Raw genomic sequence first — 14903 nt, forward strand, 5'->3', positions numbered from 1 at the left:
TCCACGAAGGCCTCCTTATTAATCAAGTACCTCTAACGTAATCTGATCATTCGTATAGACACAAACTTCTCCCGCAATCTCAAGAGCAGATTGCGCAATTTCTTTAGCAGTCATATTCTTTGAATGCCTAGCTAAAGCTCGACCTGCACTCAATGCATAATTCCCACCAGATCCAATTGCTAAAATACCATCATCAGGTTCGATTACTTCACCGGTTCCAGAAACTAAAAACATGTTTTCTTTATTCATTACAATAAGCATTGCTTCTAATTTACGAAGTACTTTATCACTACGCCATTCTTTGGCTAACTCAACAGATGCTCGAGCTAAATTCCCATTAAAAGCTTCCAGTTTTCCTTCGAACTTTTCAAATAGTGTAAATGCATCTGCAACAGAGCCTGCAAATCCTGCCAACACTTGAGAGTTAAATAAGGTACGAACCTTTTTGGCCTTATGTTTCATTACAACTGCATTTCCCAATGTTACTTGACCATCACCACTCATTGCACATTGCCCATTATGTGAAATTGCAAAAATAGTTGTGGCATGCATTTCCATCGCCACTTACCTCACCTCTTTGATCAAATTATGAATCATTAGCTCGTGGATGACTGTTCATATATACATTGCGTAAATGATCTTTGGTTACATGGGTATAAATTTGTGTTGATGACAAATTTTCATGTCCTAGAAGTTCCTGCACTGTACGAAGATCAGCACCCTCATTAAGCATATGTGTAGCAAACGTATGCCGTAATTTATGTGGATGAACGTGAACTGTTAAGGCCGTATTGTCTACCATTTTATTTAAAATCAGACGAATTCCTCTTGAGGTTAATGGTCTGCCTCGTGCATTCAAAAAGACGGATTGTGTATTTGTGTTAGCCTTTTTTACAAGATGTTCTCTTCCACCATTTATGTAAGTCTCTAAGGCAACCTCAGCAAAACGTCCGAATGGAACATACCGTTCTTTTTTTCCTTTACCCTTTACGAGCATTGTACCAATTGCAAAATCAATATCGCCTATAAGCAGTCCTTCGCATTCACTTATTCTCATACCTGTTGCATAAAGTGTTTCTAAGATCGCCTGATTTCTTTGCCCAATTGGATCTTCTAAATCATTTGCTTCAAACAACTTTTCTAACTCTTCGGTAAATAAAAATCCTGGTATTGGATTACTTGTTTTTGGCAATGTTACTTGTTTAAAGGGATTTGTGAGAACCTTATCTTCTCGCTCAAGAAATTTATAAAAGCTCCTTAAACTCGAAATCTTTCTCGACACAGATCTTCTACTTAGTTTATTATTATAAAGCTCTGTAAGAAATAAACGTACTGCTCGATAATCTATGTTTTGAAGGTTACCAATTCCTTCTCTTTCCATAAAGGAAAAGAACGTTTCAAGATCATTCTTATAATACTTAATCGTATAAGGTGATGCGTTTTTTTCAATTTGTAAGTATTCTACAAATGCATGACAGTCTCCTGAATAATTATTCAATTTTTCACCCCACAAAACAGCGAATAAATCATATCATACATTACAGCATGAAAGCAACACATTTGACTAAAAATTCAGAATTAATCTTTAAGCTATTATTTTACGTTTAGCTCATGCAAAACCCTTATTGTTACTGTAAAGTAAATATCCTTACCAATGCGTTATTATATCTTTTTCAAATACAATAGTCAACAAACAACAATTGAATTATTCAAAAAAGTTATATACGATTAAAAATTCGTGAAAAGGAGTTTATATAGTATGCCCTTTTTTGCTCCCATATAAACCTTTTTTACGTACTATTGGTAAGTTGTCACTAAATGTTCATCAGTTTAAATTTGTAGGAAAATAAAACAATATACAAAGGAAAACTGCTCACTGAAAATGAGCAGTCAAATTATCATTAATTTTGTGTGAGCTCTTTATAATCACAATTGGTACACTGGATCTGAGTTTCTTTTTTCTTTTTCTTTTCTACTAGTAAAGACTCACACTTTGGACAAGGTCTGTTGATTGGTTTGTCCCATGATACAAAATCGCATTCCGGAAATCGGTCACAGCCATAAAATACGCGACGCTTTTTGGACTTTCGTTCCACAACATTTCCTTCTTTACACTTGGGACATCCAACACCTATTTCTTTTAAGATCGGCTTTGTATTTCTACATTCTGGAAAGTTCGAACATGCTAGAAACTTACCATAGCGACCCATTTTATAGACCATTTCATGTCCACAATTTTCGCAATCTATACCAGCAGGTTCATCCCTAATTTCAATTTTTTCCATCTCTTGTTCTGCTCTTTGCAGACGCTTATCAAAATCCTTATAGAATCCATCGAGTATATTAACCCAATTTGTTTTCCCCTCTTCTACCGAGTCTAAGTCACCTTCCATTTTAACAGTGAAATCCAAGTCAATAATTTCTGGGAAAAATTCTTTTAATATATCAATCACTATTGTCCCTAGTTCAGTCGGAACAAAACGTTTATTATCAATACTTACATAACCTCTGCGTTGGATGGTGTCTAAGGTTGGGGCAAACGTAGATGGTCTACCAATACCTTGTTCTTCCATCGTACGTACCAGCCTTGCTTCTGTGTATCTTGGTGGTGGTTGTGTGAAATGTTGGTTTGGTGTGATTTCTTTTGCTTCAACAACCATACCTTCTGTCAAATTAGGCAAAAATTTATTTTCCTCTTTTTTGTTATCATCCGTACCTTCAACATAGACTTTCATAAACCCTTTAAATTTTACCTTAGAACCTGTTGCACGGAACTCGACACCATTATTAACAAGGTGAACTGTCATCGTATCCATGATTGCAGGAGCCATTTGACTTGCTAAAAACCGTTCCCATATTAACTTATATAGTCGGAATTGATCCCTGGACAAAATTGGCTTAAGTGATTTAGGATCACGAATAACAGAGGTAGGACGAACTGCCTCATGGGCATCCTGAGCACCTTCTTGCTTTTTAGCCTTTTTAGAGTGTCCCAAGTATTCTTTTCCATATTGTTCTTCAATAAAGCCCTTAGCTTCCTGTTTTGCGGTTTCAGAGATTCTAGTTGAATCTGTTCGCATATAGGTTATTAGACCAGTTATTCCCCCTGACTTTTTACCCAGATCAATTCCTTCATACAATTGCTGGGCAACCATCATCGTCTTTTTTGCACGAAAATTTAATTTTCGTGCTGCCTCTTGTTGTAATGAAGACGTTGTGAATGGGACAGAGGGATTTCGCTTACGCTCTCTTCTATTTACTTTATCGATCGTAAACTTCTTGTCCTGTAATTTATTTAAGATATTCTTCATATCTTCTTCTGTTTTTAATTCCTGCTTTTTCCCATTTACTCCATAAAAAGCACCTTCAAATTCATCATTATTCTTAAGAAAATTTGCTTCAATAGACCAGTACTCTTCAGGTTTAAACTTTTCTATTTCGTTTTCGCGATCAATAATCATTTTAACTGCTACAGATTGAACTCGTCCTGCACTTAGCCCTTTTTTTACTTTCTTCCATAACAATGGACTAATATTGTAGCCCACCAACCTGTCAAGGATTCGTCTTGCTTGTTGGGCATCTACTAAATCGGTATCAATAGACCGAGGATTTTTAAATGATTCTTTTATCGCATCTTTTGTAATTTCGTTAAAAACAACACGACACTCCGAGTTTTCATCAACATTTAAAATATGTGCTAAATGCCAAGCGATCGCTTCTCCTTCGCGATCGGGATCGGCTGCTAGATATATCTTTTTTGCTTTTTTGGCAGCTGTTCTTAATTCTTTAAGAACATCACCTTTTCCACGAATGGTAATGTATTTTGGTTGAAATGAATTTTCTACATCGACTCCCATTTGGCTTTTCGGTAAGTCTCGAATGTGCCCCATGGAAGCTTTTACTTTGTATTTTTTTCCTAAATAGCGCTCAATCGTTTTCGCTTTTGCAGGCGACTCAACGATTACGAGGTAATCTGACATATATAATTCCTCCTACATGAGGTTTACGAATAATAGAATTAGAAATCTTCACTAATATTAAATTTATCCATAGCATTTGTCAAACTTGAAATGACAAGATTTTGTTTAATCGGAAATATTTTCTTTCCTCTTTGTTGGTATAAAACCCCAAGTAGTAAGGCCTCTGTCCCAGTCTTCTTTAATATCCTTAGCTACCTGAACTAATTTTGCACCATCTTGTATCATTCGATTGCATCCACTTGTTTGTGGCAACAGAGGTGAGCCTGGAACAGCATAAACCTCTCTCCCCTGATCAAGTGCCTGATCAACCGTAATTAGTGTACCACTTTTTTCAGTTGCTTCAATTACCAATGTCCCAAAGCTTAATCCACTAATAATTCGATTTCGTTCAGGGAAATGAAACTTTTTTGGCTGCGTATCAGGAGGATACTCTGATAATACTAAACCCTCTTGTACTATTTGCTTGAACAATTCCATATTTTGCTTAGGGTAAATATGATGGAACCCTCCACCTAATACAGCAATTGTTTTGCCTTTTTGTTTTAAAGATAACTGGTGAGCATAGCTGTCTACTCCTTTAGCCATACCACTTACAACGACCCATCCTTCCTGTATTAAAGGAGCCATAATATGTATCAATTTAGCTTTTGCTTCATGTGAAGGATTCCTTGTACCAATCACACTTAATGCTGGGGAACGAGTAACTAAAGAAACATCCCCGTAAGCATAAAGTACTAAAGGTGGATCATTTATAGTTTTTAACACACTAGGGTATCCTTCGTCAACTATTGTTATAACAGTATAGTTCTTTAAATCGTTTTTTATGTGGGATTTAATTGCTGGGTCACGGAGGTCTACATATAAAAGAGTTGCATATTTCTGAGGAATGAAAAATGTGTGACTAATCTGGGATGAGGATAATTTGTAGATTGTTTTTAATGAAGGATCGTAATGAAATATTTTTTGTAACACCTTTCTTGATATTCCTCGACATCTCAATAAATGAATCAGCCGACTTCGAACTTGCTGCAAAAAATCACTTCCTTTACAAGTATTATGAAATTGGGACCCAAATTAATTTTGGGTCCCATGGTTCATTTAATGTGTTTTACATTTTTCTTCTAGACCTTTTTCTTTTAAAGCACTAATCATTGTTTCGCCCATTATAGCTGGAGTTTCAGCAACTTTTATGCCACACTCATTCATAATTCGTGTTTTTTCATCTGCTGTACCTTTACCACCAGAAATAATCGCACCAGCATGACCCATACGTTTTCCTGGAGGTGCAGTTGCCCCTCCAATGAAGCCAACTACAGGTTTTTTCATATTAGCTTTAACCCACTCAGCAGCTTCTTCTTCAGCTGTTCCACCAATTTCACCAATCATGATTACAGCTTCGGTGTCAGCGTCTTCGTTGAACGCTTTTAAAACATCTATAAAATCTGTACCGTTTACAGGGTCTCCACCGATACCTACAGCTGTAGATTGTCCGTAACCAGCTTCTGATAATTGGTGTACTGCTTCATATGTTAGTGTTCCCGAACGAGAAACAACACCGATATGTCCTTTTTTATGAATATATCCTGGCATGATACCAATTTTACATTCTTCTGGTGTAATGACACCTGGACAGTTCGGTCCTACTAAGCGTGTCTTCTTACCTTCCATATAACGTTTTACTTTTACCATATCCATTACTGGAATATGCTCCGTAATACAAATAGCAAGATCTAACTCTGCATCTACAGCTTCTAAAATAGCGTCAGCAGCAAATGGTGCTGGTACATAAATGACAGACGCAGTTGCTCCTGTTTGTTCAACAGCTTCTTTTACAGTATTGAATACAGGTACACCCTCTACTTCAGTACCGCCTTTTTTCGGTGTAACACCACCAACGATTTTCGTACCATATTCAAGCATTTGTTTTGTATGGAATTTCGCAGTACCACCTGTAATTCCTTGGACAATTACTTTGGTATCTTTATTAACATATACACTCATTTTCGTCCGTCCTTTCCTCATGATCTGTACATTGCTTAAAAATTATATACATACACATAGTAAGCTTACGATTTATTTAACCATGGAAACAATTTTTTCTGCTCCGTCAGCCATAGAACCTGCTGATGTAATGTTTAAACCAGATTCATCTAAAATCTTCTTACCTAATTCAACATTTGTGCCTTCTAAACGAACTACAAGTGGAAGTTCTAATCCTACTTGTTTCGTTGCTTCCACAACACCTTCAGCGATAACGTCACACTTCATGATACCACCAAAAATATTTACAAAAATACCTTTTACATTAGGATCAGACAAAATGATTTTAAATGCTTCGGTAACCTTTTCAGCAGTTGCACCGCCCCCAACGTCAAGGAAGTTAGCGGGATCGCCGCCGTAATGTTTAATAATATCCATTGTAGACATGGCAAGACCTGCACCATTAACCATACAACCAATGTTACCATCTAAAGAAATATAACTTAAGTCATATTTAGATGCTTCAATTTCTTTTTCATCTTCTTCATCTAAGTCACGTAGTTCTTGTACGTCTTTTTGACGGAATAATGCATTATCATCAAAATTTAACTTAGCATCTAATGCTAATACTTGACCATCACCAGTTGTAACTAATGGATTAATTTCAGCAATAGAGCAGTCTTTTTCAACAAAAGCACTATAAAGGCTAGTCATAAATTTAACTGCTTTACCCATTAATTCATGTGGAATGTTGATGTTGAATGCAAGTCTACGAGCTTGATAACCAGAAAGTCCAACTACTGGATCAATTACTTCTTTGAAAATCTTCTCTGGTGTTGCTTCAGCAACTTCTTCGATTTCCGTACCGCCTTCTTCAGATGCCATCATTACAACACGTGAAGTAGCACGATCCATCACAAGTCCAACATAATATTCTTTTTGAATATCGCATCCTTCTTCGATAAGTAGGCGTTTAACCTCTTTACCTTCTGGGCCTGTTTGATGTGTAACTAGTGTTTTACCTAAAATCTCATTTGCGTATGTACGCACTTCATCCAAGTTTTTTGCAATTTTAACGCCGCCAGCCTTACCTCGGCCTCCAGCATGGATTTGTGCTTTCACTACCTTAACGGGACTGTCTAGTTTTTGTGCAACTTCAACAGCTTCGTCTACTGTATATGCAACATGCCCATTAGGAACATTTACACCATAGCTTCGCAAAATCTCTTTGCCTTGATACTCATGAATGTTCATTATTCATCCTCCCATCAAAAATCACTGCATTTCCATTGTATAAAAAAACAACAAATTTCACAACAAAAAGCGACAATTATATTATTTAATCTGATTATCTCAGTAAAATACTTATTTTTTGTTTGAGTTTTCCAGGTTTTGGTCTGTACGATATACAAAAGCAAAAACTTCCGCAACTGCTTGAAATAATTCTTCAGGAATTGTTTCATTTATATTTAATGCTGCTAATAACTCAACTAAAGTGGAGTCCTCCTGTATTGGTACATTGTTAATTTTTGCCTTTTCTATTATATTTTCAGCAATAAGACCTTTACCTGATGCCGTTACTCTAGGTGCGTAATCCTGTGTTTTATCATAATGAAGCGCAGCTGCTTGCTTTCTTTTTTCGGTCATATTCTATAATCAACTCCCTGATAAGAAGATTGATATGCTTTTAAAACTGTGTTTTTCTTCGAGTCATTTGCTTGTTGTTGATATGGCTTATATGTTATAGTTGAAAGTTGATAATTAAGCCTTTCCAGACCTTCTTTTAATAGCTTCTTTAATGGCGCGGTATTCTCTAACTGCTCCACCTTTTCACTTAAAATAGTAATAGCAACTGTTCGTTTTTGAACATTCATATCAATAACCGTTTCTTTTAAATTAGCTAAATTTAAATAGAATAAAATCCGGCAATAGTCAGGATTAATCTCCCCATTTTCCGTTTTTTTTCCTTCAAACTCTAAATCCACATCGCTATTCAGGCCAAGTTTCTCACCTGGAATTTGCAAACTTGCTTGCATAAAATTACTTGATTCATTTACCGATTGTAGCTGCATGCCATTGATAAAATGCAATAGCTGTCCTGAACGTTCTTGAGTCATACCCTCACCTTGCTGAGCCATTTGTATGAGCATAGATTTAATCGTATTTACTTGATTTTGTTTGATATCTTGAGCTATTGCGTTTTCATGCGTCAAGCCTGTAAGCTGTAATACATTCCTTACTTGAGTTAAAAATTGTTCTCTTGGACTAGCTGAAAATAATGCTTCCCCTTGTTTAGCATTTGCAATAAATTGCTCTATTTTAGTAAACGTCGGCTCATTTGCCATGGTTTGTAACATTGTTTGAAGCTGACGTAATGATGCTGGATTATTACCACGCTGTTGTTGCTGATTAGAGATTAACGGCATCACTTTTTGAGAAATATCTTGTTGTAGCTTTGAAAAAAGTTGAGCTGACAAATTTCGATTGTTTGCAGCAGTCTGGTTTATTACATTAGACCACTTTTGTGTTAGTGCTTGTGCGTCAGCTCTTATTTCTGCTTTATGATTTATCATATACTTCAAACGTTGCATAACCTGCGTTTCATCCATTTGAAATGGCAATTTTACATGAGTAATCTGTTGATTGGAAACAGTAGATGATTGTATACTGTGTTGCTTCATGAATCGTTCCCACCCGGTTTTCCATTGTGAAAATTCCATAGATGAATTGATCGCTCCAGATGCCTTTAAGCCATTAAAGAATGATTGATTGTTGGAAGATACTTCTGAAATAATTTCCTTAACTAAAGAGGCCTTACTGGTTAAAAAACTTTCTGTTAGCTGATTCAGTCGATTGATCATATTCTGGTGCAGAGGTGTTTGATTCATATCTTGAGTTAATGGTTGTAATAGACTACGCATCTGAACTGAAAAACCATTTGTGCTTTTCGTATGTAAGGCTTGAAAAATAGACTCGGTAACCGGAAGTTTATTAACTATCATTTCTTTTAACACTTGTTGTGCTTGTGTTTTATTATTTGACTCATGTAAGAACTGAAATGCTTTGGTTAGCTGTCCTTTTTCAAATGGAATTCTTTCATCAACTAGCGTCTGCATAAAAGCGTTAGTTGATTTGGTAGCTTTCAGTCCCAGATGATGCATAAGTCTTTGGATATTAGTTTCTGTTTGATTTGTCAACTGATCACCAATAACCTTCAAATGGACTAATCTTTCTGAGGATTGGACTTGCAGGTGATACTTTCCACCAACAGATAAGGAGGCTTCCAATTGAGCAACCATCTGGCGTGAACCAAGTTGTATTTGTGCTTTATTATCGGGGTATATTTTTAAAATTTTACCCTGAATAATTTGCCCTGGTCTTAGTGTTGTTAACGCCTCAGTTGTCTTTCCCAACGAAGTTCGTTGTCCAGAAACGTGATGTACGCTCAATTAAACCACCTCCATTACTAATTAACTATATTTCTTACTGGTGCATATGACCTTCTGTGATAAGGAGAAGCACCGTGCTCTAGTAATGTTTCCATATGATGCTTGGTACCATATCCCATATTTGATGCAAAATTATATATAGGATATTCACTATGTATTTCTCTCATGAGATTATCGCGCGTAACTTTAGCCAAAATACTAGCAGCAGCAATTGAAATACTTTTTGAATCGCCTTTAATAATTGCCTCAGATGTACACGGGAGTCCCCCAAGATTAACAGCATCGATCAATATGTGATTTGGCGCTGGATCCAATTGGCTTATTGCATTGCGCATTGCTAGTTTTGTAGCTTCATAAATATTAATCTGATCAATTTTTTGGCTGTTAATAATTGATATCCCATAACTTATAGCCTGTTCCTTTATTATAGTAAAGAAACGATTACGAGTTGTTTCGTTTAATTGCTTTGAATCGTTCAATCCTAATAATTTAAAGTCTCTAGGTAAAATAACAGCAGCTGCTACGACCGGGCCTGCCAACGGCCCCCTGCCAGCCTCATCCATACCTGCTACATACTTACAACCATTTGCATAATTTCGCTGTTCATAACGGGACATTTCCAAATAATTATTTTCTTGTGCTTTTTCTTTCAGTTTCTTATTTTCATAGCTTTTAATTAAAGCTTGAACTCCTTTACGTTCATCATTTTTTAAATCCACTAATAAATCTTCATTAATTTCATCTTCCTGAAATAATTGCTTTAAAATAGCAATTGATTTGTGTTCCATTTCAGCACCTATCTTTCCTTTTAATATCGGCATTTTATTTTCTTTATGTAGTAAAAACAAAAGCTAGAATCACTTACCAAATTAAAAATTTCTTCAATAGTTTAGGCTGTTTTGATTTCTAAAATATTATTGTTTTTGTCACATTAGATGTAAACTGCGACGTAACTTTAGGCTTATTTCTAAGAACGCGTGCTATTGCCGCCGTCTGGGATCGCTACGGGCGGATGCTTTCCGCGGGCACGGCTTCAGCCTCCGAAGCGGAAAACCACCGCTTCGGTGTCTTCAGACACGTGCTGTTCCCGCAGGAGTCACCGCCCTCCGCTCACCCTGACTGGTAAGGGGTTTTATTAATACTAATACAGTCCCACGACAGTAACAGAAATAACAGCGGAGGAATTACACGTAGACTCCTGTGGGAGCAGAGGCCTAGGAGGCTGTCCGATGGAATAATTTCTGTGAATATATATGCATTCACACTGAATTATTAATGTATAATCCGCCATATTTTGAATAAATATTCGGCAATTTCACTTCGTCGGACAGCCTCCTAGTTGAGACCCCGCAGAGCGTTAGCTCGAGGAGGCTCATCAGCCGCCCACGGAAAGCGAAGTGTATTTCCGTAGCGGTAGGTTAACCGTCACATCAAGTTACGTCGCATTTTACATCAACTGCGAGGATTAAAAAGCAACAAAATATATGAAATGAACCTTAACTTAAAAAGGCACCACCCTTGGATGCATGCCTTTTATACTTGTGGGGTTTCTAAGGTAATATTACCAAGTCTTCCTGTTCGCAGATCGCGAATAACAATGTCTGAAACTTTTTGAAAATTAACATGTCCCCCACTTTCCAGTGCTCCACGCTGCTTTCCTATTGCCTCAAAAATTTCTAACATATCATCCATGTCTCTAGTTATTGAATACCTATCTTCTAACTTTTCAGGATAATGTTCTTGCATGTATGTAATAACAAATGCAACAATATCCTGCAATGAAAGTAATTGGTCCTTAATCGTCCCAATTGCGGCTAACCGGTAACCTACTATCTCATCTTCAAATTTTGGCCATAATATTCCTGGGGTATCCAATAATTCAAAGTCCTTTTTCACTTTAATCCATAATTGTTGCTTCGTAACACCCGGTTTGTCACCTGTTTTTGCAATATTTTTATTTGCTAAACGATTAATTAACGTTGATTTACCAACATTCGGGATACCAACAATCATAGCTCGAGCTGCTCTTGGTTGAATTCCTTTTTTCATAAGTTTTTCCATTTTGTCTTTCCCTAATTCTTTTCCAAGCTGAATAACACGTTTAATGTCCGCTTTGTCATTTACATTAATAGCTATTGCTGTAATGTTATTTTCTTTAAAGTAGGAGATCCATTTATCAGTCTCACGCTGATCCGCTAGATCCCTTTTCATTAATACAATCATCTTCGGTTTATTTTGTAATACTTCTTGAAGCATTGGGTTTTGTGACGATAGTGGTGCACGGGCATCAACTAACTCCATAACAAAATCAACTAGCTTTAATTTTTCTTCCACTTGACGTCTTGCTTTTGCCATATGTCCTGGAAACCACTGAATTGCCATAACTATCTACTCTCCTAGTAACTGCATTCGATCTAATGGCCAGTAAACCAGATTCGTTTTACCAACAATCTGATCCATTGAGATTAGTCCAAGTATACGGCTATCGGTAGAATTACTCCGGTTATCTCCTAATACTAGAACCTGGCCTTCTGGAATTTCTTTATAACCCCCAGGTAAATATTCCAAATAAAAATCAGAAGTTAATGTCTGATTCGAATTTATATTTTTGTTTTGTTCATTAAAAAAAGATTGTTCAACTTCATTTCCATCCACATATAATGCATTATCCTCCACTGCAATATGTTCCCCTGGTAACCCTATAACACGTTTTATAAAATCCTTTTGAGCAGATGCATGAAAAACAACAATATCAAAACGTTTTGGTTCAGAGATGCGATAACTAAATTTATTCACAATCATCTGATCTCTGTCATGGAGTGTTGGTAACATCGAGGGACCATCTACAACAATTGGAGCGAATAAAAACATTCGAACGATAAAAGCTAACGCAAAAGCAATTAATAATGCCTTCACCCAGTCAAACCATTCACTTTTCCGGTTAGCCATGTATTCCCCTCCGAAACATACAATATGTATAGTATTATTCTATGCTAGCATTATTATATCATTTTACGTAAACTTTTTAATGTTAATTAAAGAACAAAAGTGCAAGCGCCCATTAAGCGACGTATGGGTTGTGCCCGCGCATCGCGGGTGGGTCTACGTTGCCGCCGAAAGCGGTGGTTTTAGTCGATCTTCCATATCCGCATAGATTCACTCCAGAGTATAAGATTCACTTTGACTTTCCCACTATTGGCGATAAGTCAATAACGGGAAAGGAAACACGAAGAGCGTAAGCGAATCGATGTTGACTTATCGTAAGGAGGGTCAGGAAGCCCACTAACAGCACGGGCGCTGGAGATGGACGCGGCTTACACAGTCAATAAATTATCCACAGACTTCAAAATCTAAAATTTCTTAGACTAACAAAAAGGAGCTTGCACATTGCCAAGCTCCTTTCCAATAACATTATCTTTATTAGCGACGTTCTTTAATACGTGCTGCTTTTCCACGTAGATTACGAAGATAGTATAGTTTCGCGCGACGGACAATACCACGACGTGAAACTTCGATTTTCGCGACACGAGGTGAATGTACTGGGAATGTACGTTCAACACCTACACCGTAAGAAATCTTTCTTACTGTAAATGTTTCGCTGATTCCGCCATTTTGGCGTTTGATAACAACACCTTCGAAAACCTGAATACGTTCACGAGTTCCTTCAACAACCTTCACGTGTACTTTGACAGTATCACCTGGACGGAAATCAGGATGATCAGTGCGAAGTTGATCCTTTGTAACGTCTTCTATTAATTTTTGCATCTTGTTTCACTCCTTCCAAACCAATGCTCATATCTCACTAGGGACAGCGGAACATCGTTTATACGACTTAAGTATTGTACTTAAGCACAACAATAAATATACCATAATGATAGTCTGAGTTCAACTAAAACTGAAAATCAATTATATTGATTATCGCATTGTTGCTTTTTCATCTTCATAGTTGATGTAAACTGCGACGTAACGCTTGGTTGATTTCCATAAGTTGTGCTATGCCGCCGTCCGGGTTCGCTACGGACGGATGCTTTCCGCGGGCACGGCCTCAGCCGCCCACAGGTAGAAGACACTGCGCAGTGAAACGAAGCAGATGTCGCACTTGTACCCGGATGGGTGAAAGCGAAGTGTATTTCCGTAGCGGTAGGTTAACCGTCACATCAAGTTACGTCGCAGTCTATATCTATTCTCTCAAAAGCAACAATTTTTACGAAAACAGCCTTGAATAGACAATAATCATAACTTATTTATCTTTATTTTTAATTTCATTTACTATTTTTATATCTTCATCACTTAAGTTTTGTTCACGTAATAATTCTTTCCGGCGTTCATAGGTTCGTTTCAAAGATTCTCTCTTTCGCCATGCTTCGATTTTCGCATGATCACCAGACATCAAAACGTCTGGTACTGTTAACCCGCGAAAATCAGCCGGTCTTGTATAGTGAGGATGTTCTAGCAAACCAGTAGAGAATGAATCTTCCGGTGCAGATTCTTTGTTACCAAGCACATCAGGTAACAGTCTGACAACACTGTCAATTACGACCATTGCCCCTAGTTCTCCACCTGTTAATACATAATCACCAATTGATATTTCATCCGTTACAAGATTTTCCCGAATACGTTCATCGTAACCCTCGTAATGTCCACAAATAAATATAAGATGATCTTCCCCTGCTAATTCTTCAGCTTTTTTCTGATTGTATGGTTCACCTTGGGGACACATGAGAATAACACGAGGTTTAGTTTTTTTTTCTTTGGTTACCGCTTCAACAGCATCAAAAACAGGCTGTGGAGTCAACACCATTCCGGCTCCACCACCATATGGATAATCATCAACTTTTTTGTGCTTGTTCTCTGTATAGTCACGAAAGTTTACCAAATTATAACTGAACTTATCATTATCACTTGCTTTTTTAAGAATCGAAGAATTGAAAATGCCAGATATCATATCCGGAAAGAGTGTTAATACGTCAATATGCATTAGTCAAGCAGTCCTTCCATAGGCTCAATGATCACTTTTTTTGAAGTCACATCTATTTCTTTGACAACATCCTCAATATAAGGAATGAGTATGTCTTTGCCTTTTTCAGGTTTTACTACCCATACATCATTAGCTCCTGGGGATAAGATTTCCTTAATTACACCTAATTTTTCGCCATCTGTAGTGTGAACAACACAACCAATAATTTCATGATAATAGAATTCATCTTCTTCTAATTCGGTTAACTGTTCTTCTGTAATCTTTAAAAAAGCACCTTTAAAATGCTCTACGTCATTAATATCCTCAAGTCCTTTAAACTGTAAAAGGTCAAAACCTTTGTGGATACGGTGACTTTTTACTTCCAATGTAACCGGCTCTTGATTTTCCCTCACCAATATAAGTGTTTCACCAACCGTAAAACGTTCATCAAAGTCACTTATCCGATGTACCTTCACTTCCCCACGAATTCCATGAGTATTTACTATTTTTCCTACATTAAACATTTTTTCAGTCATC

At 37.0% G+C, this 14903-nt stretch carries 14 protein-coding genes; all 14 read right to left on the reverse strand.

Annotated features, from left to right (window positions below):
* Positions 1–18: 18 nt before the first annotated feature.
* The 14 genes from hslV to rimM all read right to left on the reverse strand — a co-directional run bounded on the left by hslV (position 19) and on the right by rimM (position 14902).
* Positions 19–564 (reverse strand): ATP-dependent protease subunit HslV, encoded by a 546-nt coding sequence (gene hslV / locus ACFQ3N_RS06185; protein ID WP_390360560.1) that lies wholly within the window; start codon positions 562–564, stop codon positions 19–21.
* Positions 565–586: 22 nt separating this feature from the next.
* Positions 587–1498 (reverse strand): tyrosine recombinase XerC, encoded by a 912-nt coding sequence (xerC, locus tag ACFQ3N_RS06190; protein WP_390360562.1) that lies wholly within the window; start codon positions 1496–1498, stop codon positions 587–589.
* A gap of 403 nt (positions 1499–1901) precedes the next feature.
* Complete coding sequence (gene topA / locus ACFQ3N_RS06195; protein ID WP_390360564.1) at positions 1902–3980, reverse strand: type I DNA topoisomerase; 2079 nt, start codon at positions 3978–3980, stop codon at positions 1902–1904.
* A gap of 105 nt (positions 3981–4085) precedes the next feature.
* A complete protein-coding gene (gene dprA / locus ACFQ3N_RS06200) occupies positions 4086–4952 on the reverse strand; it encodes a DNA-processing protein DprA (protein ID WP_390360566.1) in 867 nt (288 codons plus the stop codon).
* A 126-nt stretch (positions 4953–5078) separates the two neighbouring features.
* Complete coding sequence (sucD, locus tag ACFQ3N_RS06205) at positions 5079–5981, reverse strand: succinate--CoA ligase subunit alpha (RefSeq protein ID WP_390360568.1); 903 nt, start codon at positions 5979–5981, stop codon at positions 5079–5081.
* 72 nt (positions 5982–6053) lie between these two features.
* On the reverse strand, positions 6054–7214 hold the full coding sequence (gene sucC, locus ACFQ3N_RS06210) for an ADP-forming succinate--CoA ligase subunit beta (protein ID WP_390360570.1): 1161 nt from the start codon (positions 7212–7214) through the stop codon (positions 6054–6056).
* A gap of 111 nt (positions 7215–7325) precedes the next feature.
* The gene (locus ACFQ3N_RS06215) at positions 7326–7607 is read right to left on the reverse strand and encodes an EscU/YscU/HrcU family type III secretion system export apparatus switch protein (RefSeq protein ID WP_390360572.1); all 282 of its coding nucleotides are present in this window, start codon (positions 7605–7607) and stop codon (positions 7326–7328) included.
* Positions 7604–9409, reverse strand: a complete 1806-nt coding sequence (locus ACFQ3N_RS06220; protein ID WP_390360574.1) for a hypothetical protein — start codon at positions 9407–9409, stop codon at positions 7604–7606. Before ACFQ3N_RS06220 ends, ACFQ3N_RS06215 begins: the two co-directional genes overlap by 4 nt.
* 17 nt (positions 9410–9426) lie before the next feature.
* The gene (locus ACFQ3N_RS06225; RefSeq protein ID WP_390360733.1) at positions 9427–10197 is read right to left on the reverse strand and encodes a ribonuclease HII; all 771 of its coding nucleotides are present in this window, start codon (positions 10195–10197) and stop codon (positions 9427–9429) included.
* A gap of 745 nt (positions 10198–10942) precedes the next feature.
* Positions 10943–11791, reverse strand: coding sequence for a ribosome biogenesis GTPase YlqF (ylqF, locus tag ACFQ3N_RS06230; protein ID WP_390360576.1), 849 nt, complete (start codon positions 11789–11791; stop codon positions 10943–10945).
* Positions 11792–11797: 6 nt separating this feature from the next.
* On the reverse strand, positions 11798–12358 hold the full coding sequence (lepB, locus tag ACFQ3N_RS06235) for a signal peptidase I (protein WP_390360578.1): 561 nt from the start codon (positions 12356–12358) through the stop codon (positions 11798–11800).
* 471 nt (positions 12359–12829) lie between these two features.
* Complete coding sequence (gene rplS, locus ACFQ3N_RS06240) at positions 12830–13174, reverse strand: 50S ribosomal protein L19 (RefSeq protein ID WP_390360579.1); 345 nt, start codon at positions 13172–13174, stop codon at positions 12830–12832.
* Between the two features lie 475 nt (positions 13175–13649).
* Positions 13650–14387: a tRNA (guanosine(37)-N1)-methyltransferase TrmD gene (gene trmD / locus ACFQ3N_RS06245; protein WP_390360581.1), complete on the reverse strand. Its 738-nt coding sequence runs from the start codon at positions 14385–14387 to the stop codon at positions 13650–13652.
* Positions 14387–14902 carry a ribosome maturation factor RimM gene (gene rimM, locus ACFQ3N_RS06250; protein WP_390360583.1) on the reverse strand — a complete coding sequence of 172 codons (516 nt, stop codon included), beginning with the start codon at positions 14900–14902 and terminating at the stop codon, positions 14387–14389. The genes trmD and rimM overlap by 1 nt, the downstream gene beginning before the upstream one ends.
* Position 14903 lies beyond the last annotated feature (1 nt).

Source organism: Virgibacillus byunsanensis (assembly GCF_042675965.1).
Taxonomy (GTDB): Bacteria; Bacillota; Bacilli; order Bacillales; family Amphibacillaceae; genus Virgibacillus_R; species Virgibacillus_R byunsanensis.

What these genes read in the sequence shown, in the direction of transcription:
- topA (WP_390360564.1), bottom strand. Translation starts at nt 3,980, where the DNA reads ATGTCAGATTACCTCGTAATCGTTGAGTCGCCTGCAAAAGCGAAAACG.
- sucD (WP_390360568.1), bottom strand. Translation starts at nt 5,981, where the DNA reads ATGAGTGTATATGTTAATAAAGATACCAAAGTAATTGTCCAAGGAATT.
- sucC (WP_390360570.1), bottom strand. Translation starts at nt 7,214, where the DNA reads ATGAACATTCATGAGTATCAAGGCAAAGAGATTTTGCGAAGCTATGGT.
- ACFQ3N_RS06215 (WP_390360572.1), bottom strand. Translation starts at nt 7,607, where the DNA reads ATGACCGAAAAAAGAAAGCAAGCAGCTGCGCTTCATTATGATAAAACA.
- ACFQ3N_RS06225 (WP_390360733.1), bottom strand. Translation starts at nt 10,197, where the DNA reads ATGGAACACAAATCAATTGCTATTTTAAAGCAATTATTTCAGGAAGAT.
- ylqF (WP_390360576.1), bottom strand. Translation starts at nt 11,791, where the DNA reads ATGGCAATTCAGTGGTTTCCAGGACATATGGCAAAAGCAAGACGTCAA.
- lepB (WP_390360578.1), bottom strand. Translation starts at nt 12,358, where the DNA reads ATGGCTAACCGGAAAAGTGAATGGTTTGACTGGGTGAAGGCATTATTA.
- rplS (WP_390360579.1), bottom strand. Translation starts at nt 13,174, where the DNA reads ATGCAAAAATTAATAGAAGACGTTACAAAGGATCAACTTCGCACTGAT.
- trmD (WP_390360581.1), bottom strand. Translation starts at nt 14,387, where the DNA reads ATGCATATTGACGTATTAACACTCTTTCCGGATATGATATCTGGCATT.
- rimM (WP_390360583.1), bottom strand. Translation starts at nt 14,902, where the DNA reads ATGACTGAAAAAATGTTTAATGTAGGAAAAATAGTAAATACTCATGGA.